The organism is Arthrobacter sp. KKT183, assembly GCF_055657625.1.
The window spans coordinates 1,575,531-1,594,962 of record NZ_CM145770.1; the positions used below are offsets into that span (position 1 = coordinate 1,575,531).

Here is a 19,432-nt window from a genome sequence, read left to right on the forward strand (position 1 = left end):
CCAGAAAACGGGCCTCCGCTACCGCTGCGGACTCAAACTGCCGGCAACTCCTTCGTCGCCACCGGCAAGGGATCTCTTTCTTTTTTGCTGCTGTCCTTCGGATTATGCGTGCCCGCTCCACCAGGTCAACAGCTGCGCTGCTGCACGCCCAGGTGAATGTGTCCGGCGCTCCCAGGGTCGCTTATTTCCTCCCACATTCACCTGTCCGCTTGCCCCTGGCGGGGTTGACCCGGCTCCGTCGGGCACAAGCAAGCGAGCTTGCCAGCAGGCAAAACAACGACGGGGGAGAGGGCCACTGCTGGACCACCACAAGCCCGAACCCCACCACCTGCGAAGAGGAGCACACCATGAACACCACACCTATTTCCGTTCAGTCCGCGGCCGACATTCTGGCCTACATCCCGCACGCCCTCGGCTTCGCCCCGGAAGAATCCTTCGTCCTGCTCACCATGCACGGCAAACGGCTCGGCGCCACTTTGCGCATCGACGCCCCACAGGACATTGAACCGGCACTGTTCGCCCAAGCAGTTCTGGGTTACCTGTCCAACGACGTCGCCGCTGACGGTGTGCTGCTCGTCGTCTACACCGATCGGTCCACCATAGACGGGACCAAGCCCTACAGTCAGTACGCGGCGGCCGTTGAGGCGATGCTGGACACGGCAGGAATGCCAGTGGCTGATAGTTGGCTCGTGAGCTCTACCGAGTGGGTGACCTACTTCTGTGAGGACGCGGACTGCTGTTCCCCGCGGTCCTTGGAGGAAATCGCCGACAGCGCACTGAGTGCCCGCATGGTCTTTGAGGGATCCAACGCGACACGGGAAACCGTCGTCGACCCAGCATTTACCGGGGATAGCGCGAACCTTGACCGGATCGCCGACACCATCACCGGATGGGTGATTGAGGATCCCGCTGACTGGACCGCCCCCGTGATGACCGAGAACCGGGCACTGTGGCAGGAAACCCTCGGCACCGAACCCACCAAGGACACCGCCCTGCAACTCATCGCGGCCCTGCACACCCCCGCGGTACGGGACAGGATCATCGCCGACACCATCAGCACCGACGAGAACCCGGAAACCTTCGCCTCCGTCGTCATCGGCCGGTACACCGGGACACCGGACTGGGAGCGCGTGGACGCCACCCAGGCGCTGCTCATCGAGTTGTTCCGGTTCACCCCGCCCGAAGCCCGCGCACCGTTGTTCGCGTTCCTCGGCTGGATCTGCTGGTACAAGGGCCGGTCCTCCATCGCCGCCCAGTACCTGACCAAGGCGCAGGACACCGACCCGGAGCACATGCTTTCCCGGCTGCTGACCCAGCTGGTGAACACCGGCACCCTGCCCGAATGCGTCACAAACCAGCACACCGCCTACCAGCGCTAACCCGGTAGGGGGAGGGGCAGGGAACCACAACGGGTTCCCTGCCCCGCAGTCAGATCCAGTGTGCGGGACTTGTGCCGCTTTGATGGCAGATGCGGTCGAAAGCCAGCGACCAAACCGGCACAGTGATCCCAGCTGGTTCAGCCATCCGAACCGGTTCTTTGCAAACCCGTACTAGACTTTGGTCGTGGAATATATTGCCGTACTACTGCCATCGGCGGGTGTCGGCGCCATTTTCTACTTCGCGATGCGCGCCATTTTCGGGGCCGATCGGGCCGAGCGCCAGGCGCAGGCAGAAGCCGAACAGGAGGCGCAGGTCAACGCTACCCGCGCAGCGGTTGCTTCCCGTAGGGAGTTCACGCCAGAGCCCTAGGATGGGTTTAGCCGGCACCTGGGCATGGCTTGCTCATGTTGATCACCGTGACAGCGGTGTTGCCTCGCGTTCTTGGTGTGGCAGGCACATCTCTCTAAATTTCCTATGGTGGGGCTGATGTTCAGTCGTGAGGTGGGGCACTGCCGCTGATGGGATTTCAGGGCGCGCCGTGACCTTAATGTGACATTCATGAAAATTTGACGGTAGTCTCGTCAGCGTGCCTAGACCTGTGTTTGGCACCTGTGTACGGTTTGCCGAGCTCTGCCACCGAGCGCACAGTCCGTTCGTATCACCGTTGGCAGAGGCGGGGGAACCATTTTTTTTTGGATCTTGCTACTGGAAGGTCCTAGGGGTTAAGACGCACCTGATCGGGGAGACCGATCAGGCGTCCGGGTGACTCCCATCCGAATCCGACAGCTCACCTCGTAGGCACTGGGAGAGGCAATTCACTGTGTCCTACCGACGCGCTCAGGGCCGCCACCGCGCCCCACAGGTCAACGCACATTCTCTGACCGCTCTATCGCAAGCAGTTTCTTTGAACGCCGGATCGGCCGGCCGTCAAACAGCGGTCATCCTCGCGGCGTCCGGTTTGGTGTTGACAGCGGGGCTACCGGCCCACGCAACGGGAATGGCCGAAGAACGGGCACTGAAAAGTACCGAATTGACGGTTACGCCGGTTCAGGCGGGAGTGACGGCCGCCGCCGGAGCCGATATCTCCTTCGACCGGCAAGCCGTTTCACCTGTGGCCGCCCCGACCGTTGAGGAGCCGCCCGCGCCAGCTCAGCCCGTCGTGGAAGCGCAGGCTGCCCAGAACAACGCCCCTACCGAGGTCAACGGTCCCATGGCTGAGTCCATCCCAGCCGTGCAGGCGGTGACCGTTGCACCGGAGCCCGTCCCGGCTGCGCCGGTGAACGCTGCTGCCCGGGCGGTGACAGGAACCGCTCCTGCTCCGGCTCCCGCTGCTGCTCCTGCTCCCGCTCCCGCTCCCGCTCCTGCAGATTCTTCTTCCACCAGTGTCGGTGCGGCGCTGGTTGCTTCGGCTTACGCGCAGATGGGTGCTACCCAGGACTGCACGATCCTCGTTGAGGTAGCGCTGCGTTCGATCGGTAAGTCCGTCGGTGACTTGGCCCCTGAGCAGTTCTACCAGTATGGAACGGTCGTCGGATCCCCTGCCCCCGGCGACCTCGTTATCCGGCCAGGGCACGTCGCCATCTACGTCGGCAACGGGCAGGTCATCAGCAGCGGGATGAACGGCATGAACGCCACCATCCTGCATCCGCTGTCAGATCTGGCCGGGTCCTCCTTCGTCCGGGTCAACGGCTAACACAGCCGCACACCTCAACCCAGAGACAGGAAGCGCCGCTTACGGTGCCCGTGAGGGTATCGAGAGGGGCGCTTCTCCTTTGACGCCGCTGCGCCGTTGTCCCGAAATACCGTCAGCACTTTCCCCGAAGGAGCCGATACGCCGTGTACACGCTCAAAGTGTTCAGCACCCGCCGGTTCGGCATCCTCTCTGCTATTTTCAGCGCGCTCCTGCTGGCCGGTTGTACGGCGGGAGCTGACCCGCTGATCAGTTCAGCGCCCCGGGAGGTGAGTGGGGAAGCCACGGCACCGAGTACCTCCCGCGCTAACGAGGTACCGGAAATCTGCACTGAGCTGCCCTCCCATCTGGAGGCGCTGAACTTCTTTCCGCCGACTCTCTCCGAAACCGGCGACCCGAACAGCTCGCCCACTGAAAATTCGGCCGTTAAGAATGTCAGGGCACTAGAGGCCGAAGCGCCTAGCGAGATACAAGGCCAGCTGACGGCTCTGCGGGAAATCATGGCCCAAGGCGTCGCTGACCCAGCCGCTTTCGACTTCAACGGCTTTGTCGATGCAAAAATCGAGGTGGAAACCTGGGCCGTGGAAAACTGCTGACAGTTACGTTCCGGTGCCCGAAGAACGGTAGCTGTCCCTCCAAAACCGAACGGTTAACTCGTATGGACTGGAACGTGGGGTGAGTAGTGCGCACCCTTGACAGGCTTCACCGCGGGAATAATCGGGTAGTTGCTACTCGTGCCTACGGTTCTGGTTGATCCTACCTTTGAGCTGGTCAGCTTCTCCACAGAGTTTGAGGTCTCGATCATGCCGATTTCAGGTGCTGTTTTTGTAGGAACATCAGCTTCGGTCGCCCACCCGTCACCAGCGCCGCGTCTGGTGGTCAAGCTCCTAGGCCGCTTGGAAGTCACCCGGGACGGTTCGATTCTGGATACACGCGCGTTAGGTGGCGTGAAGCCGCGACAAATCCTGAAGATCCTGCTCCTTCAGTCGGGTTCTCCGGTCTCCAAGAACAAACTCCTTCACCTGCTATGGGGGGACAAACCGCCTGCGGCTGCAATAACCACTCTCGAAAGCTATGTGTGCATTCTGCGTCGGAACCTGCAGCCCGGGAGCGGCCAGCACGGGGTGCTGCGCACCTCGACAGGAGGGTACTGGATCGATGCGTCCTGCGTGGATGTGGATGTGATCCGGTTCCGATCGCTGGTCACCCGCTCGCATCACGCCGGCCCACGGGAGGCATTGCGACTGCTCCAGGAGGCATTATCGCTCGCCTCCGAACCGCTCCTGGACGACGAATCGTTATCGCCGTGGGCCGAGGAGGAATGCAAACTGCACGCAGCCCAGGTGACGGAAGCAAAAATCAGGGCAGCCGAGCTCGCAATTCCTCTTGGTCTGACCGAGCCGGCACTGACATGGGCAGAGGAGCTGATCAGGGCCGACCAGCTGAACGAACGCGCCTGGTTATGTTTGATCAACGCGTGGGAACAAGCCGGAGACCATTCTGAAGGTCTCCACCAGTACGAACGTTGCCGCGAGGTAATGGACCGCGAGCTCGGATGCGCTCCCGGGCCCGCCCTCCAGGACGCACACGAACGGCTCCTGCTCGCCACCGTAGGAATTCACGGAGACCTCACCGACGTCCTGTCGGCACTCCTTCTTCTTCATCAACGCTTGACCAACACGGCAACCCCCATAACGAGAAGCGAACCCCGGCCAACGCCGGGCGAGGACAACGCCTCGGTACGTCAGGCCGGTCACGTTCTCAGCAGCTTCCTCCGCCAAGCTACGGCCGCCGCGCTAAGGCAGAGTCCGCAGACACCGGCGGGGCACAGGGTTTCCATAACCCCCCTCGCGCACCGTTAAATCACAGGTCATCACGGAAGAGAAGGAATTATGTCTGTTTCACGACGCCAGGTGCTACTCTTCGGCGGCTTGGGTGCGCTCGGGGTTGGAGCGCTCACGGTGCCGACACGGTCAATCCAGGCGAAATCAGCCAGCGCCCTACCGGACGAGCAAATGCCGCTACCGTACCGAACCCGTTTCACGCAGGCTCCTATTCTGAATCCCTACGCAGTCGCCCGGAACCCGGATGACCCTGAGAAGAAAATCAACTACTACTCAGTCACACAGGTCGCGGCGGCCGCGTCAATCCTACCGAACAAGAACCTGCTCACACAGATCCTTGGGTATAACGGCATCTTCCCGGGGCCAACAATCAAGGTTGAACGGGGCACAAAGGCGTATCTGCGGGTCCGCAACCAGATGCCGGCAACCCATCCACGGGCCGGGCACCTCCTGTATTCATCGACGCATCTGCACGGATCGGCTTCCCTGCCGCAGTTCGACGGGTATGCCAGCGACATCGTCCACACCGGTTTCGCCAAGGACTATGAGTATCCCAACGACCAGCCGGCCCGTACCCTCTGGTATCACGACCACGCCGTGCACAACACGGCCCCGAACGTCTATTCCGGGCTGGTGGGCCAATACCACATGCACGATGAGCTTGAACGAGCCTTGCTTCCTCAGGGGAGGTTCGACGTCGCGGTAACGATCAGCGATGCCATGTTCGCTGAGAACGGGGAACTCGGGTATGACGATAATGACCAGTCCGGTGTCTACGGTGATGTGATCCTGGTCAACGGCCGGCCCTGGCCGGTGATGCAAGTCCAACGGCGTATCTACCGGTTCCGCCTCCTCAACGGATGCGTGTCGCGTTCCTTCCGGTTCCGGCTCAGTACCGGCGACCCGGTCGTCATGGTTGCCACAGACGGGGGCCTCATGCCCCGCGCGCAAACCGTCTCCCAGTGGCGTCACGCCAGCGGTGAACGCTACGAAGTCCTGATTGACTTCCGCAACTATCAGCCCGGGCAACGCGTCGAACTCGTAAATCTATCCAACGACAACAACATTGACTACGACCACACCGGTAAGGTGATGGCTTTCGACGTCGTCGATGCTCCTGTCGACACCAGCGACCCGACCTGGAACACCCTTCCGGGCGAATTGGATCCGGGGAACGAAGTGATGGCGCTGAAGCCCACCGACGCCATGATCCGGCGGCACTTCAGGCTCAAGCGCGATGACCTCACCGACAAGTGGACCATTGACGGTCAAACGTGGGCTGACGTTGTGGAGAGCAACTACCGACGGATCGTCGCCAACCCCGAACTGAACAGCACCGAAATCTGGGAATTCGAAAACTCCAGCGGCGGCTGGTTCCACCCCATGCACATCCATTTGGTGGACTTCAAGATCATCGGCGGGGAAGATCGGGCCACCTACTCCTACGAGCAAGGGCCCAAGGACGTCGTCTACGTCGGTGAAGGGGAAACCGTGCACCTGCTTATGAAATTCGGGCCCCACCGCGGCCGTTACATGATCCATTGCCACAACCTTCCGCACGAAGACCACGACATGATGGTCCAGTTCCGCGTCGGCACCGCCGCTCTCGAACCCCAAGAGAACGACCCCATAAAAGCCGGTCCCAGCCGCTGGGACGAAGCGACGGCGCTTCCACCCTTCCCTGGCGCCCACGAACCCGCAGACACCTAGCAAGGAAGCGGCACAGGGGACGGCTAGGTAACCGTCCCCTGTGCCCGCTGCCGGATATCCGATTCCCATCACCCATGACCGGGATGGACCCGCGAGGACTCGAGTGCTGCTGGCCAGGGGTTAGTGGCTATGCGTTGACCCGGACGAAGGAGGACCCGGCCAGATCTGACAGCGGATGCAGGATGGTGGCGTTCATGCCGTTCATCCCGCTGCTGATGACCTGCCCGTTGCCGACGTAGATGGCGACGTGCCCTGGCCGGATAACGAGGTCGCCGGGGGCAGGGGATCCGACGACCGTTCCATACTGGTAGAACTGCTCAGGGGCCAAGTCACCGACGGACTTACCGATCGAGCGCAGAGCTACCTCAACGAGGATCGTGCAGTCCTGGGTAGCACCCATCTGCGCGTAAGCCGAAGCAACCAGCGCCGCACCGACACCGCTTGCCGCTACAGTGCTCGATGCCTGAGCGGGTGCGCGTTCAATGGTGCTGGCCGCCGTCGTAATGCCCATGGTGCTGGTTTCCACCCTCGCAGGTGCTGCCGGCGCCGTGACACCGTTCACGCCGTTGGCGGCGCCTGTCAGGGCGATGACGTCACCGGGGTAGATGAGGGATTCCCAGCCGAGCCCGTTGACAGCGAAGATCGTTTCCAAGCTCACACCGTAAGAGGCTGCGATCTTTCCGAGGGTGTCACCAGGCTGAACGATGTGAGTGGCACCTCCCGTTGCTACTGCTGCAGCGGCAGAAGCCGCGCCCACGGTTTCGGTGACCGCTGTATCGAGGGTTTGCTGCGGCGTGGTGGAGGAGGTGGTGGTCGCTCCGGCGTGGGCCGGCAATATCGACCCGAGCACCAGACCCGATACAGCAACGGCTACCGCCGCCGGACGTCCTACTGTTCCCACTCCCGCCGATGCCGCTTTAGCAACGTGGTGCAGAGGGCTCGTGGGGACGGCGCGGTGGCGCGCGGTGTGGCGATTTTTTGACATGGCTAGCCTCTCCCAATGCCTGCGAAGTTAGCTGTCGGATTCGGATGGGAGCCACCCGGGCGTACCACAGCACTGAGAATGAGTGCCGCTTTCACCTTAACCCCTAGGGCTTCTTTCGAAACCCAACGTTCGGTTCCCCCGCCTCTGCCGTGTTCTGTTTCAGGACGGACCTCCACCAGCGACAGAGTTAGGCAATCTGCTGGAGGGGTGTCGCCCGCATCGAGTCCAAGACACCGCGAGAATCATATCCGTCGCGTCCTTGCCTGTCACATTTCAATAACGGCAACACAACGTTGGCCCTCAAAGTTTTCAGACCCTTCTCGGTATAGCTCTGGTTCGGCATATCGCCCTGTCCTGGAATTCGTTTCAGGTTCGGTACTTCAGTGGCTTTTCCGGACCGTCACGAACGGGGGTTCTTCTGCCACTCTTCACGAAGAGGCGCAGCTTATGAGCCGTGGCGGTGTTCCGGTAGGGCGGGGTCTAAAGCTTTGACGAGTTCAGTTGGACGTCTGGTTGATGCCAGCCAGTAGGGGGTGTGGTCTTCGTCGTCTTTTATCTCGATCCGTACGACGGGGTCGATCCAGCCGCGGATACATAGATACGCCAGGGCGTTCAGCGCCGGTCCGCGCTGATGGGTGGCCTCCTGTTTCACATAGGAACGTGCCGCACCCAGGTACTTCCGGTCGATGTGGGCACGGCCAACATCCAGTGAGCTGGTGGTCACAGTGATCCGCGGGGTAGACAGCACCAGGAGAGCGGTAATGATGAGGAAGATCAGGATGCAGGCAATAATCCCGGTCAGCATGCTGATCGGTGCAAACACCAGGATCGACGCTCCTGCCACTCCTGAGGCAAGCACCCACACAAACGGCGTCGGCCACAACCGTTCGTCGTAAAGGATCGCGGATGGCGGTGCGGAAACTTCGGACATGGTCAACAGCTTGCCACACCCCTACGCGTGCCCATTCCGGTCCCTCATCGATTGCTTGAGGACGGACGCTTCCGGCCCTTGCGGTGTCAAAGTGGGCAAGGAGACCCAAGCGAGCGGACCGACAGGGGCGCTGGCGGAATTGATCACGCCAGGCTACGCAGGTTGAACCAGATGCCGATGACCATGGTGGCTAGGGCGCCGGGTCATCGGCATCTGCATGCCCGGAACCGGGCACGGAGCCAGCCTAACTTACTCACTATCGAAGGATCCACGGCAGAGCAAAGCAAGGGTGCTGACTGTGTTGGGCCGGATTGCCGATGGAGCCTCAGAGGTTCTTCGGTCCTGACCTGAAAGCTAGCAGTTGTTCCGCATCAGTTTTTCTCTGTTGGTAGGTGCCGCGTCTGCAGGTGGATGGGCTGCAATTGAGTCCCACTCTCAACAGGTTACGAAATTGTAACTATACAGCCGTCCCTGTAGAGTGACTTCGTCGCCGAGATCAGTTGGTGACGCTGGTTTCAACGCCTAACCCTGCCGGGAATCCAGTACCGTTCGTATTCCGGCAGGGGTGGAGGACCCACTTCTTGTGGCGGCCTTTGTGCTGCCTTGGGGTGAAGCCATTCCAGTGTTTTGAACTGGAACGGCCGGGCTGGTTCCTTGCCCGAATCCGACAGCTAACTTCAGCGGCGTTCGGAAAGGAATCTTCTTGTCCTCACACAAGACCGCCGGCCGCCGCCGTGCGCAACCAGCGCCGCATGGCCGACGGGCGGCGGAGCGCCGTCCGAAGCATGGTCGCCGGGCGGCAGCCCCAGCCACCGCGACTACTGGGCATTGGATAAAACCTACAGCGATGGTTCTGGGTGCAGCCGGACTGCTTAGCGGCGTGATCCTCCCCGCGCAGGGAAGCGCCAGCGCAGAGCCTACGATCCAGGCCAGCCCCGCCGCATCACCGGAGAAGGTCACGGCTGATCCTCAGGCGGAGGTAACCTTCGGACGCAGCGCCGTTTCGGCCATTCCCGCTTCGGATCCAGGAGTTGGTGACCCTGCTGTACTGGCGGCGGGCTCGGTCGAGAACGCAAGCGGCGCGCCTGCCGCGGGCGACAACGCCGGGGATATTGCCGACACTGCTGGCGCCCGGCTGGCTGCTCCGCTCGGTTCCATGGCCACGACGTCCAGCTTTGGTTACCGCGCAAGTCCGTTGACCGGCGCCGGGGAACTGCATACCGGACTAGACCTGGTCGCCTCCTGCGCCACCGACGTTCTCGCCGCCCAGAGCGGCACGGTCGTCGAATCCGGCTGGAGCCCCTACGGGGGCGGAAACCGGATCGTCATCGATCACGGCAACGGGCTGAAGACCACCTATAACCATCTGTCCGTCATCACGGTCAGCACCGGGCAGGCGGTGGGCCAGGGCGAGCTGATCGCAAATGCGGGAACCACAGGGAACTCCACCGGATGCCACCTCCATTTCGAGGTCATGATCAACGACACGGTGGCTGATCCCACCCAGTGGCTCTGACCGTTTCCACCGTCCGCTACCACTCAAGGAGAGTCATGCACACACCCAATCCAACCAACACCGCACACGCCCGTCGGCCTCGAACCCGGGGCCTTCGAAGGGCGCTGCTGGGTGTACTCGCCGCCACGATGATCGGGTTCATCGGAACACCGGCAGCCACCGCCCATGACTCGCTGATTGGGACGGCACCGGAGGAAGGGCAGGTCATTGATACCGCGCCGGAGGCCATCACCATCACCCTCTCCGAAGCACCCTTGGAATCCTCCGGGCTGGAGCTGAGCCGGATACAGATCACCGGACCGGAGGGCACCGCGGTGGAAGCAACGCCGGTCACGTTGGAGGAAAACATCATGTCAGCCCCGGCCGCCATTGAGACCCCCGGCGTGTACAGCGTGGCGTGGCGGACCGTTTCCTCCGACGGGCACCCGATCGAGGGTGTCTTTGAGTTCACCTACGAACCGGCCAGCACGACACCGGCCGAGGAGCCCTCCACCAGCGCACCGGCAGCCGAAAGTGCAGAGCCTACGCCGACTGCGGCCGCCGCCCCAAGCGCGAGCGACGAAGAGGACCCGGCCGCCGAACCGGCAGCCGAGGAGACCGGGAGTTCCGGTGGCGTTAGTTGGTTGTTGCTGATTGTGATCGCGGTGATCGTGGTCGCCGGCGCCGCAGCGTTCATGATGGGGCGCCGCCAAGCCATCAAAGCAGACGCACGTGAGAGCGGTACGGAGGGCTAGCGGCCCACTGAGGTGGTTGTGGGCGCCGGCCGCTGCTGCCGGCGGATGAGGATGATCGCCGATGACAGTAGCGGGCCGGTGCCGGCCAGCAGAACCACCATGGCCGCAGCCAGTCGCTGATCCTCCACCAGCGAGGGACCCCAGCTGCGTTCAGTGTTGCTGAACCAGTCCGCTTGGAGTGGTTCCGGGAATACTGCCAGGAAGGCTGCTGCGGCGAGGGTCACGGACAGTGCGGCCAGCACGCCGGTGAGACTGCCGCGGGTCATTCGGGGGGTTACCTGGTGGAGGAGTGAACCGAAGAGGACCAGCCCGAGGCAGAGCAAATAGCCATTGATCAGTTGCAGGAAGAGCTGGCTGGCAGTGATCCTGGTGAAAAGATCGGTGCCGTAGACCAGGATCAGGGAGCCCAGGAGGGCCGCCGCAGCACAAAGGGGTGTCTCCCGCCGCGTCAGCAGCGGGTGGTTGGCGGCTTGCAGCGCCCATTCGCGCACACCGGTGCTGCCATCGGCCCGCGCGGGGACCGTCATCTGGAGGAGCTGTGCCGGGCGGGCGGAGACCAGCAGCAACGGGACGGCGAGCCCCAGAGTCAAAAGCATTGTCAGATGGGCGCTGAGCAGCACCAGCCCATAGACGGCCGGTGCCCCCGAGGTGGCGTAGACCAGTAGGCCCAGCCCGGTCAGCCAGAAGAGGATCCGGCGCTTCGACCACTGCACGCCTGATGATTCTGCCCTGCGGACCGCTGTGAGGTATACCCAGGCAGCAATGACCGCGACGCTCACCCAGAAGAGGTCCCAGCGCCACTGCGTGAGCGCGGTGAGCGCGGAGAGCTCGGGCGGGAGGGGGTATCCGGTGAGGATTTCGGTTTCGGTGATGTCCGGTTCGGGTAGTTGGGGGACCGGCGGTGGTGTCCGGCCCAGGACAGCGGCGATTCCCATCACGCCCGCCATGATCGTCGCTTCGGCGCCGATCAGCTTCCAGGCCATGTTCTTCCGCCCCGCCGCGGTGATCCTGGTTCGGTGCCGGTACCCGATGACGCCGAGGACGAGGGTGGCCAGGGTTTTGAGGATGATCAGCGTCCCATACGGGGAGAGAAGACCCTGGATGCTCCCGACGCGCAGGATGGTATTGATGACTCCGGAGACGAATACCAGGGCGAACGCAGCGCCGGCGAGGAGGGAGAACCGGGCAAAAATATTGACGGTTTCCTTCGTGGAGGTAGTGGTGTTGTTGGAGGGGAGGACATCCCACAGCAGCCCCAGGACGATAACCCCACCAACCCAGAGGCTGACCCCGAGCAGGTGCATGCTCAGCGCGCTGACCCCGGCGCTGTGGTCGGTGCTGCCGGCGGCGTGTCCGATGCTTGACAGCGGTACCACGGCGAAGGCAGCCAGCGCTCCTGTCAGGACGAAGCCGATGCGGCTCTGGACGGCGAAGAGGAGGGTGGCGGTGAGCGCAGCGAGGATTGTCACGCTTAACCAGGCTCGGCCGCTGGGTAGGTTCACCATATAGAACGCCAACTGCCGGGTGAACGCCTCATCCGTCGACAGGGGACTGCCGATGGTGTCGGCGTAACTGAGGATGAGGACCCCGGCGGCCGAGAAGGTCCAGATGAGCCCGGCAACCGTGCCCACCGACAGGACCCTGCTCAGTGCCGGCGGCCACGGCTGGGGTGTGGTCGCGGCCCGCGGCCGGGCGGGCCAGGGAAGGATCACCGTGAGATACACCAGGGCGGCCAGGACCACCGAGAGGGCAAGGTGATGGACCATGGTGACGACTGGCAGCGCCCAGCGGACGACCCCGCCGGGGTCGGCCACGGCCCGCGGCTCCGCGGCCCCGGAGAACAGCAGCGCCGCTGCGGTGATGGCCAGGGCGATCACAACCCCGGCGGCAAGGATGAGGTTTCGTTGAGCCGGTTGGCGGCTCTTTTTTCGCGCGGTCATGAGAGCCTCTCAGCTGCGATGGACACGACTGGCACGATCGTTGAGCCGTGAAATATACGCGTTGTAGGCATCCAGCTCCGGGGTCCCGTTAGTTTCGGCGTACCGGTCCGCGGCCACGGCTTGCCGTGCATCGTCGCGCTGCCAGCGGACCAGAATGAACAACACAATCAGCACTGACGGCAGCTCACCATAGGACCAGGCCAACCCGCCGGCGATGCCCTGATCCGTCAGCGGGTCCACCTCCCAGGAGGCGGGGAGGGTTGCAAAGAAGTCAACTACTGGGGTGGTGGCCATCATGATGATCACCCCGAAAAAGGCATGCAGCGGCATCTCGGCGAAAATGTCGACGAACCGGCCGAAATGGGTTTGCCGGATCGGCAGCGGGTCGGTGGACATCAGCGGGACGGTGAACAGGACCCCGGCGGCCAGGAAGAGTACCTCGAGGCTGACATGCCCGTACCAGGTCGGAAGGAGCTGATTGGCCAAGTCACTGAGGTAGACCCCATAGAAACTGATCAGGAACAGCGGAATCATGAACCCGGGGTGCAGCGCGATCCGGCTGATCCGTGAGCGTAATCCGGCGTGCGCCATCCGAAGGACCAGCCGTCCCGGACCCCAGTGAGGGGTGGCGCGCAGCAGCAAGGTGCCGGGCCGTCCCAAGATCAACAGGGGCGGTACCACCATCATCAGCGTCAGCTGCTGGAACATGAACACGGAGAACATGCGCAGCCCGTATCCTTCGATGCCGGCACCCATGACCACCGCGATGATCAGGCACCCGGAGAGGAAGGATAGCGCCCGCCACACCGGCCACCTCCGGCGGGCGGACCAGAGCCGGACTGCTCCGGCCAGATACAACAAAGCCAGCAGCACGGCGATGGCCGGGATCAGCGGAATCGGCTGCAGGGTGGGAGCGAGGAAGGTTTCAAGCGAGGGAGGGGCGGTGGGAATCCACACCGGACCCTCTACTGCCGGTTCATCCACCGGCTATGGCCCGCTGGTCGTGGCACAGGGTCGTGTCAGTGACCAGGACCACCTCAAGCAGGTCACCGAGCGCGTGCGCCAGGCGGGGGTCGGCCAGCTCGTAGCGGGCTTTACGGCCCTCCGGGGTGGAGACCACCAGGCCGCAGCCGCGCAGGCAGGTCAGATGGTTCGACATGCTCTGGCGCGAGACGTCGAGGATGTCGGCCAGGACGGCCGGATAATTTGGTCCGGACCGCAGCGCCAGGAGGATCCGTGCCCGGGTCGGGTCGGACAGGGCGTATCCGAACTTCGCCAGGACCTGCCCGGTTGTCAGCGATTCCATGGCTACCAGAGTACACCCGACATTGAGTTCAGCGTATAATGTATCATTTTTGGTATGCATAACCATAGCCACGAACCCGAGACGGCTGCCCGGACGCATCGCCGTCCGATCGCGATCGCGTTGGCGATCACGCTGAGCATTTTCGTGTTCCAGGTCTTCGGGGCGTGGTTGACCGGCAGCCTGGCGCTGCTCTTTGACTCCGCCCACGTCTTCACCGACGCCGGGGGACTGGCCATGGCGTTAACCGCAGCCACCCTCGCGGTGCGTCCCGCGACGGTGAAGCGGTCCTGGGGGTTCCGGCGTGCCGAGGTTGTGGCCGCGATGGTCCAGGCCGGGATCCTGATGGCGGTCGGGACCTATGTTCTGGTCGAGGGGATCCAGCGGCTGATTACCCCGACCGAAGTCGCCTCCGGGCAGATGGTGATTTTCGGGGTGATCGGGCTGGCCGGTAACGTTGCCGCGTTGATCGTACTGTCCAGAAGCAGGTCGGCCAACTTCAACCTTCGGGCGGCGTTCCTTGAGGTCCTCAATGACGCGTTGGGCTCGGTTGCGGTGATCGTCGCCGCCGTGGTCATCACCGTGACCGGTTGGGTGCGGGCCGATGCGATCGTCGCGATGCTGATCGGCGCCCTGATCCTGCCGCGCACGCTCAAGCTCCTCCGAGAGACCGTGCACGTGCTGCTGGAGGGCACCCCGCCGGGCATCGACCCATCCCAGATCCGTGAACACATCCTGAGAATGCCAGGGGTGGTGGAGGTGCACGACCTGCACGTCACCCAAATCGCCACCGGCCTGCCCGTCCTGACCGCTCATGTCGTGATGGCCGACGAGGTCGTCGCCGGAGGCGGGACACATGAGGTACTGGACCGGTTGCAGGAGTGCGTCTCCACGCATTTTAGGATTGGTATCGAGCACTCGACCTTTCAGATCGAACCGGCCGCGCACCGCGGCCACGAACACCACTTAGCGCACTGACCCCAAATCCCTATCCGGTAAGGACACCTGAAACTGATGAGCTCCACTCCAGTGAAAGCCCGCGCGTCCAGGACCCAACGCATTGTATGGATCGTTCTCGCCATGGCCGTCCTGGCAATGGTGCTTGCGGTTGTGATTGCGACTGTTGTCAGGGCCGATCGGCAGGAAGCGCTGGTCGCTGAGAGCGGAGGGAGCGCGCAGGTGGTGCGGGAGGACAGCCGGATCATCTCCCAGGCCCCGGAGGAGAAGGCGGTACTGGTTGAATTCCTTGACTTCGAGTGTGAGGCGTGCCGCGCGGCGAAACCCTTCGTTGACGAGCTCAAGGAGGAGTACGGTCAGAACCTCACCATCGTCGCCCGTTATTTCCCGTTGCCAGGGCACGTGAACTCGATGAACGCGGCTGTGGCAGTCGAGGCCGCAGCGCAGCAGGATCAGTTCGTGCCGATGCTGGACATGATGTATGAAACCCAGAGCGAATGGGGTGAGGCCAGCGAGTCCAAGGCCGACGTGTTCCGGGGTTTCGCGCAGGAACTCGGCCTGGACATGGAAGCCTTCGACGCGGCCGTCGCGGACCCTGCAACCACGGCCCGCATTGAACGGGACGTCGCGGACGGCACCGCCCTGCAGGTCGCGGGGACACCAACCTTCTTCCTCGACGGTGAGCGGGTGGAAGCCACGAGCCTGGAGGAATTCCGCTCCCTCATCGCCGACAGCATTGCAGCAGACGACACGTAAAATCCAGCTGCTCTGCACTTCATCCGGCTCCGGTGAACGTCAGCAGCAACAGGGCGACATTCAGGGCGATGATCAGGGCGGCACTGAGATAACTGCAGAGATTCAGTGCTCTGGAGTTGGTGTGGTCGCCCATGAGTTGCTTATCAGCTGAGGCCCTCACCAGCGGGATGAGTGCGAACGGGATGCCCATACTGAGGATCACCTGGCTGATCACCAGTGCCGTGGTCGGTTCGATGCCGATGCTGAGGATGATCAGCGCCGGCACCAAGGTAACCAGTCTTCGCACCCATAACCGGATCCGGATTTGGAGCAGGCCGTCCATGATGACCGACCCCGCATAGCAGCCCACCGATGTCGAGGCCAGACCTGAGGCCAGCAGGCCGATGGCGAACAGGAACGCCACAACAGGGCCCAGGCTGCTGCCGATAGCGGCGTAGGCTCCCTCGATGGTGTCGGTGCCGTCCACGCCGCGCAGACTGCTCGCCGCGGCCAACAGCATCGCGATATTGACCGTTCCGGCCAGGACGAGAGCCGCGATGACGTCGACACGTGCCGCCCGGATCAATTGGCGAAGGCGCCCCGGCGGGTGCCCGGTTCCGTGCCGGTGAACCGACAGCGCAGAGTGCAGATAGATGGCGTGGGGCATCACAGTGGCACCGAGCATGCTGGTGGCCAGCAGAACCGAGTCGGCGCCCTCCAGGCGGGGAATCAGCCCCGCGGCAGCCTCGCCCAGCGGCGGGGGATTGGCGATGACCCCGGCGGTGAACCCGGCGGCAATGACGGCCAGGAGGACCAGCACCGCCCGCTCGAAGAGGTGCTGCCGATTCTGGGTCTGCAGTGTCAGTAACACCATGGACGCAGCTCCCATGATCAGTCCGCCCAGGATCAACGGGGTGCCGAACAGTAGATTCAGTGCCACCGCACCGCCAATCACCTCCGCCACATCGGTGGCGGCGGCGACAACCTCGGCCTGCACCCAAAAAGCCCTGCGCCGTCGCGGCGGCAGCCTGCGGCCGATCAGTTCGGGCAACGACCGGCCGGTGACCAGACCGAGCTTCGCCGATTGATACTGAATCAGTACGGCCATGACGTTAGCGGCCACCAGAACCCACACCAGCAGGTACCCATACCGGGCCCCGGCAGTCAGGTTCGCCGCAACATTGCCTGGGTCAACATAAGCCACCGACGCCACGAACGCCGGGCCGAGCAGGAACAGACCCCGCCACAGCAGACCGCTGCGGGCACCCCGCGCTGGCAGATTTTTCGGCATGCCTAAATTATAGACAGAGGCATGCCGAACTTACTTAGTCGGTGGGCGCGGGGTGTGCGCCGGCCGATGGTGCGTCGGTGAGCCTGCTGGTGGCCTCGGCTGCGCCTGTGCCTGTGCCTGTGCCTGTGCCTGCGGCCGTAGCCGGAACCGGCTGGCTGGCTATCTTCTGGTGTTCCATCGCTTGTTCCCGGTAGCGGACCCTACGGACTCGGCCCACCATGGAGCGCATCAGGAGGATGACAGCAATGACCATGAACAGGGTCATCAGGAAGCCCAGCAGTCCCGGAGTGACCTCACTGGGATCCAGGCCGGGGCGCAGCTGGCTTTCATCGGGTTCGGGGACCAATGCGTATAGGGCCGTTTGTAGCATTACAGGTTCTCCTCGAGTGAGCATCGATGATGCAGCGTCATGGTTGGTAGGCTCTGGAGCGTAGCCATCGCCGCAACTGGTGGCGTAGGACGGTGGCGATCGTGATGCTCAGCGCGGCGATTGCCGCTGCCGCAAGCCCGACCCAGAACAGGGCGTCGGTGAGGGTTTCTTGCGGGGCCGGCCCGCCGAAGAACGCCTCCCACCAGATGACAATCGTTGCCAGTAGCCACGCCAGGGCTGCTGAACCCGCGGCCCACATGTAGGGCTGCGGGCCCCTGCTACGGCCATTGCTGGCAAACGCCACAGCCAGAATCCCCAATCCTGCCAGGGTGATCACCACACCCCAGGTAAGTAACTGTCCCAGCAGCGCGCCCAGCAGGATCAGCAGGGCGGCAACGATGACCAGGCGCCGGTGCCGTAGCGGCAACCGAACCGGTGCTCGCAGTGCCGCCTGACTCACCGCCGCCCGGATCTCCGGCTCCTGCGGAACCGTGGGATCCGGCAGTCCCAGTCCTGTCGTATAGGACTCTTCAGACCCAACCTCCCGTCCGTCCACCCGTAACACCGGACTGCCGGGAAAAATCGCCGCAGCGGAGCCTGCGGCTGCGGAAGTTTTCATGAACACGATGTGCTCGTACGGGGCGAGATCGTCGAGAACGGATTCGGTGGTTTCGCGCAGTGGCTGGGCCGCCGGGCAGCCCTCGGTATATCGGAGTTCGATCTGCATCCGCGGTACCCGCTACGCATCCATGCCGCCGGTGCACGGGGCACCGGCTTCGGGGGTCTGCGGCCCCTGCACATACTTGGTCAGGAACGTCTCCAGGCGCGGATCCTGCGCATCTTCCAGGGCCAGTTGGGTCCCCCAGGCGGTGGCGGTCACCGCGGCGTCCTGGCCCTCGACGGGGCTGAGCAGCACGTAGCTGCGCTCACCCACCAGCTCCGTCAACGCTTCAACACCTGCAGGATCCAGATCCGCCCGGTAACTGATCCACACCGCACCGTGTTCGAGGGTGTGCACGGCGCGGGCCTCACTGACGGGCTCGGTGTAGACGCCGCAGTTGGTCCACACCGGTGCATGGTCACCGCCTGCCCCTGGGCTCTGGGGGTAGTCGACCGGTGTTTCGGTGTGGTTGCGGGAGAGGTCCTCGAAGGTCTGTACCCCTTCGATGGGTGCATCGGCGGCTGCGGTCAGTGCCGCGTCCTGACGGATTTCGCTGACGATGACGAAGGCCACGGCCGCTGCGATGGCGGCAGCCAGCAGCAGTACCGTGCCGTACACCGTAATATTCTTGCGCCGTTCCGCGGTCTTCTGCTGCGCCTGGATGGCCTGGAGCCGGGCCCGCCGGTCACGGTTTGCTTGCTTGTTCTCTTTGTTCATGATTGCTCTTTTCAGCGGTTCTACAGGTTGGTGAAGGGAAGGCAGGGCCCTGGTTTAGAGGGTCTGCAAAAGGGTGCTCATCGCGTCTATTTCCGAGGACTGGGACTTGATGAGCTTGCCCGCCAAATCCCGCACCTGTGCCGTGGACGCGCTCTCGAGTGCCGCCTGGGCCATCTGCACGCCACCGCGGTGATGGTCGATCATCAGTTCCAGATAGAGCCGCTCCGCTTCAGGGCCTTGTGATTCCCGGAGCTGCTGGAGGTCTTCGTCGGTGGCCATGCCGGGCATCGACGTCTGGTCAGCGCCCATCTCGGCAGAGCTCATCTGATGGTCGGGCATCCATTGCATGGGTGGCTCGGAGCCGGTTTGCGGTAGTCCCCAATCCTGGAGCCAAGCGAACATTTGTCCGATCTGCTGTTGCTGCGTTAATGCGATGTCGTAGGCCAGGGCGCGGACCGGTTCGCTGTCGGTTCGCTCCAGGACAAGCATCGACATTTCCACTGCCTGGGCGTGGTGACGCTGCATGTCGCGGGCGAATCCGGCGTCGGCGCTGGTATCGCCCGGTTCCGGGCTCGCTGCAACGAAGCGGCCGCCGATGACGCCGACCGCGAGCACCAGGATAGCGCCCAGCGCGGCGATCACGACGTAGGCCGGTTTCAGTTTCATTT

General features: G+C 63.3%; 20 protein-coding genes and 3 riboswitches. Of the genes, 10 read left to right on the forward strand and 10 right to left on the reverse strand.

The features are described 5' to 3' along the window. The first annotated feature begins 347 nt into the window (after nucleotides 1-347). From ACZ2GY_RS07510 to ACZ2GY_RS07535, 6 genes are all read left to right on the forward strand, one after another. Entirely contained in the window at nucleotides 348-1,379 is a 1,032-nt protein-coding gene (locus ACZ2GY_RS07510; protein WP_471673378.1) for a DUF4192 domain-containing protein, read from the forward strand. Between the two features lie 184 nt (nucleotides 1,380-1,563). Beyond that, a complete protein-coding gene (locus ACZ2GY_RS07515) occupies nucleotides 1,564-1,749 on the forward strand; it encodes a hypothetical protein (RefSeq protein WP_471673379.1) in 186 nt (61 codons plus the stop codon). A 273-nt stretch (nucleotides 1,750-2,022) separates the two neighbouring features. After that, a riboswitch (cyclic di-AMP (ydaO/yuaA leader) is annotated at nucleotides 2,023-2,195 on the forward strand. 89 nt (nucleotides 2,196-2,284) lie between these two features. Next, complete coding sequence (locus ACZ2GY_RS07520) at nucleotides 2,285-3,073, forward strand: NlpC/P60 family protein (protein WP_471673380.1); 789 nt, start codon at nucleotides 2,285-2,287, stop codon at nucleotides 3,071-3,073. Between the two features lie 143 nt (nucleotides 3,074-3,216). Next, nucleotides 3,217-3,666: a hypothetical protein gene (locus tag ACZ2GY_RS07525; RefSeq protein WP_471673381.1), complete on the forward strand. Its 450-nt coding sequence runs from the start codon at nucleotides 3,217-3,219 to the stop codon at nucleotides 3,664-3,666. Nucleotides 3,667-3,804: 138 nt separating this feature from the next. Next, nucleotides 3,805-4,932 (forward strand): AfsR/SARP family transcriptional regulator, encoded by a 1,128-nt coding sequence (locus ACZ2GY_RS07530; protein WP_471673382.1) that lies wholly within the window; start codon nucleotides 3,805-3,807, stop codon nucleotides 4,930-4,932. 30 nt (nucleotides 4,933-4,962) lie between these two features. Beyond that, nucleotides 4,963-6,624, forward strand: a complete 1,662-nt coding sequence (locus ACZ2GY_RS07535; protein ID WP_471673383.1) for a multicopper oxidase family protein — start codon at nucleotides 4,963-4,965, stop codon at nucleotides 6,622-6,624. Nucleotides 6,625-6,751: 127 nt separating this feature from the next. Here the strand turns inward: ACZ2GY_RS07535 and ACZ2GY_RS07540 are convergent, their stop codons facing one another. Next, complete coding sequence (locus ACZ2GY_RS07540) at nucleotides 6,752-7,609, reverse strand: LysM peptidoglycan-binding domain-containing protein (protein WP_471673384.1); 858 nt, start codon at nucleotides 7,607-7,609, stop codon at nucleotides 6,752-6,754. A 2-nt stretch (nucleotides 7,610-7,611) separates the two neighbouring features. Next, nucleotides 7,612-7,778, reverse strand: a riboswitch (cyclic di-AMP (ydaO/yuaA leader). A 276-nt stretch (nucleotides 7,779-8,054) separates the two neighbouring features. Then, nucleotides 8,055-8,540, reverse strand: a complete 486-nt coding sequence (locus ACZ2GY_RS07545) for a DUF3093 domain-containing protein (protein WP_471673385.1) — start codon at nucleotides 8,538-8,540, stop codon at nucleotides 8,055-8,057. A 509-nt stretch (nucleotides 8,541-9,049) separates the two neighbouring features. After that, nucleotides 9,050-9,240, forward strand: a riboswitch (cyclic di-AMP (ydaO/yuaA leader). A 3-nt stretch (nucleotides 9,241-9,243) separates the two neighbouring features. Between ACZ2GY_RS07545 and ACZ2GY_RS07550 the strand changes: the two genes are divergently transcribed. Together ACZ2GY_RS07550 and ACZ2GY_RS07555 are read left to right on the forward strand one after the other, a co-directional pair. Continuing rightward, nucleotides 9,244-10,056, forward strand: coding sequence for a M23 family metallopeptidase (locus ACZ2GY_RS07550; protein WP_471673386.1), 813 nt, complete (start codon nucleotides 9,244-9,246; stop codon nucleotides 10,054-10,056). Nucleotides 10,057-10,091: 35 nt separating this feature from the next. Continuing rightward, nucleotides 10,092-10,790 carry a copper resistance CopC family protein gene (locus tag ACZ2GY_RS07555; protein WP_471673387.1) on the forward strand — a complete coding sequence of 233 codons (699 nt, stop codon included), beginning with the start codon at nucleotides 10,092-10,094 and terminating at the stop codon, nucleotides 10,788-10,790. Here the strand turns inward: ACZ2GY_RS07555 and ACZ2GY_RS07560 are convergent. The 3 genes from ACZ2GY_RS07560 to ACZ2GY_RS07570 are packed head-to-tail and all read right to left on the reverse strand — an operon-like array spanning nucleotide 10,787 to nucleotide 14,036. After that, nucleotides 10,787-12,730: a bifunctional copper resistance protein CopD/cytochrome c oxidase assembly protein gene (locus ACZ2GY_RS07560; RefSeq protein ID WP_471673388.1), complete on the reverse strand. Its 1,944-nt coding sequence runs from the start codon at nucleotides 12,728-12,730 to the stop codon at nucleotides 10,787-10,789. The two genes, ACZ2GY_RS07555 and ACZ2GY_RS07560, sit on opposite strands and share 4 nt — an antisense overlap. A gap of 9 nt (nucleotides 12,731-12,739) precedes the next feature. Then, the gene (locus ACZ2GY_RS07565; RefSeq protein ID WP_471673389.1) at nucleotides 12,740-13,714 is read right to left on the reverse strand and encodes a cytochrome c oxidase assembly protein; all 975 of its coding nucleotides are present in this window, start codon (nucleotides 13,712-13,714) and stop codon (nucleotides 12,740-12,742) included. Continuing rightward, nucleotides 13,707-14,036, reverse strand: coding sequence for an ArsR/SmtB family transcription factor (locus ACZ2GY_RS07570; protein WP_471673390.1), 330 nt, complete (start codon nucleotides 14,034-14,036; stop codon nucleotides 13,707-13,709). The genes ACZ2GY_RS07565 and ACZ2GY_RS07570 overlap by 8 nt, the downstream gene beginning before the upstream one ends. 54 nt (nucleotides 14,037-14,090) lie before the next feature. Between ACZ2GY_RS07570 and ACZ2GY_RS07575 the strand changes: the two genes are divergently transcribed. Both ACZ2GY_RS07575 and ACZ2GY_RS07580 read left to right on the forward strand, forming a co-directional pair. Beyond that, nucleotides 14,091-15,011 carry a cation diffusion facilitator family transporter gene (locus ACZ2GY_RS07575; protein WP_471673391.1) on the forward strand — a complete coding sequence of 307 codons (921 nt, stop codon included), beginning with the start codon at nucleotides 14,091-14,093 and terminating at the stop codon, nucleotides 15,009-15,011. Between the two features lie 36 nt (nucleotides 15,012-15,047). Beyond that, nucleotides 15,048-15,746, forward strand: a complete 699-nt coding sequence (locus ACZ2GY_RS07580) for a DsbA family protein (RefSeq protein ID WP_471673392.1) — start codon at nucleotides 15,048-15,050, stop codon at nucleotides 15,744-15,746. Nucleotides 15,747-15,765: 19 nt separating this feature from the next. Here the strand turns inward: ACZ2GY_RS07580 and ACZ2GY_RS07585 are convergent, their stop codons facing one another. From ACZ2GY_RS07585 to ACZ2GY_RS07605, 5 genes are read right to left on the reverse strand one after another with little or no spacing between them, the layout of a single operon-like run. Continuing rightward, nucleotides 15,766-17,016: an Nramp family divalent metal transporter gene (locus ACZ2GY_RS07585; RefSeq protein WP_471673393.1), complete on the reverse strand. Its 1,251-nt coding sequence runs from the start codon at nucleotides 17,014-17,016 to the stop codon at nucleotides 15,766-15,768. 34 nt (nucleotides 17,017-17,050) lie between these two features. Beyond that, complete coding sequence (locus ACZ2GY_RS07590) at nucleotides 17,051-17,386, reverse strand: hypothetical protein (protein WP_471673394.1); 336 nt, start codon at nucleotides 17,384-17,386, stop codon at nucleotides 17,051-17,053. A gap of 37 nt (nucleotides 17,387-17,423) precedes the next feature. Then, nucleotides 17,424-18,113: a hypothetical protein gene (locus ACZ2GY_RS07595; RefSeq protein WP_471673395.1), complete on the reverse strand. Its 690-nt coding sequence runs from the start codon at nucleotides 18,111-18,113 to the stop codon at nucleotides 17,424-17,426. 12 nt (nucleotides 18,114-18,125) lie between these two features. Then, nucleotides 18,126-18,764 (reverse strand): DUF3105 domain-containing protein, encoded by a 639-nt coding sequence (locus ACZ2GY_RS07600; RefSeq protein WP_471673396.1) that lies wholly within the window; start codon nucleotides 18,762-18,764, stop codon nucleotides 18,126-18,128. Nucleotides 18,765-18,818: 54 nt separating this feature from the next. Further along, the gene (locus ACZ2GY_RS07605; RefSeq protein WP_471673397.1) at nucleotides 18,819-19,430 is read right to left on the reverse strand and encodes a DUF305 domain-containing protein; all 612 of its coding nucleotides are present in this window, start codon (nucleotides 19,428-19,430) and stop codon (nucleotides 18,819-18,821) included. Nucleotides 19,431-19,432 lie beyond the last annotated feature (2 nt).

What these genes read in the sequence shown, in the direction of transcription:
- ACZ2GY_RS07510 (WP_471673378.1), top strand. Translation starts at nt 348, where the DNA reads ATGAACACCACACCTATTTCCGTTCAGTCCGCGGCCGACATTCTGGCC.
- ACZ2GY_RS07535 (WP_471673383.1), top strand. Translation starts at nt 4,963, where the DNA reads ATGTCTGTTTCACGACGCCAGGTGCTACTCTTCGGCGGCTTGGGTGCG.
- ACZ2GY_RS07540 (WP_471673384.1), bottom strand. Translation starts at nt 7,609, where the DNA reads ATGTCAAAAAATCGCCACACCGCGCGCCACCGCGCCGTCCCCACGAGC.
- ACZ2GY_RS07545 (WP_471673385.1), bottom strand. Translation starts at nt 8,540, where the DNA reads ATGTCCGAAGTTTCCGCACCGCCATCCGCGATCCTTTACGACGAACGG.
- ACZ2GY_RS07555 (WP_471673387.1), top strand. Translation starts at nt 10,092, where the DNA reads ATGCACACACCCAATCCAACCAACACCGCACACGCCCGTCGGCCTCGA.
- ACZ2GY_RS07560 (WP_471673388.1), bottom strand. Translation starts at nt 12,730, where the DNA reads ATGACCGCGCGAAAAAAGAGCCGCCAACCGGCTCAACGAAACCTCATC.
- ACZ2GY_RS07570 (WP_471673390.1), bottom strand. Translation starts at nt 14,036, where the DNA reads ATGGAATCGCTGACAACCGGGCAGGTCCTGGCGAAGTTCGGATACGCC.
- ACZ2GY_RS07575 (WP_471673391.1), top strand. Translation starts at nt 14,091, where the DNA reads ATGCATAACCATAGCCACGAACCCGAGACGGCTGCCCGGACGCATCGC.
- ACZ2GY_RS07580 (WP_471673392.1), top strand. Translation starts at nt 15,048, where the DNA reads ATGAGCTCCACTCCAGTGAAAGCCCGCGCGTCCAGGACCCAACGCATT.
- ACZ2GY_RS07585 (WP_471673393.1), bottom strand. Translation starts at nt 17,016, where the DNA reads ATGCCGAAAAATCTGCCAGCGCGGGGTGCCCGCAGCGGTCTGCTGTGG.
- ACZ2GY_RS07590 (WP_471673394.1), bottom strand. Translation starts at nt 17,386, where the DNA reads ATGCTACAAACGGCCCTATACGCATTGGTCCCCGAACCCGATGAAAGC.
- ACZ2GY_RS07595 (WP_471673395.1), bottom strand. Translation starts at nt 18,113, where the DNA reads ATGCAGATCGAACTCCGATATACCGAGGGCTGCCCGGCGGCCCAGCCA.
- ACZ2GY_RS07600 (WP_471673396.1), bottom strand. Translation starts at nt 18,764, where the DNA reads ATGAACAAAGAGAACAAGCAAGCAAACCGTGACCGGCGGGCCCGGCTC.
- ACZ2GY_RS07605 (WP_471673397.1), bottom strand. Translation starts at nt 19,430, where the DNA reads ATGAAACTGAAACCGGCCTACGTCGTGATCGCCGCGCTGGGCGCTATC.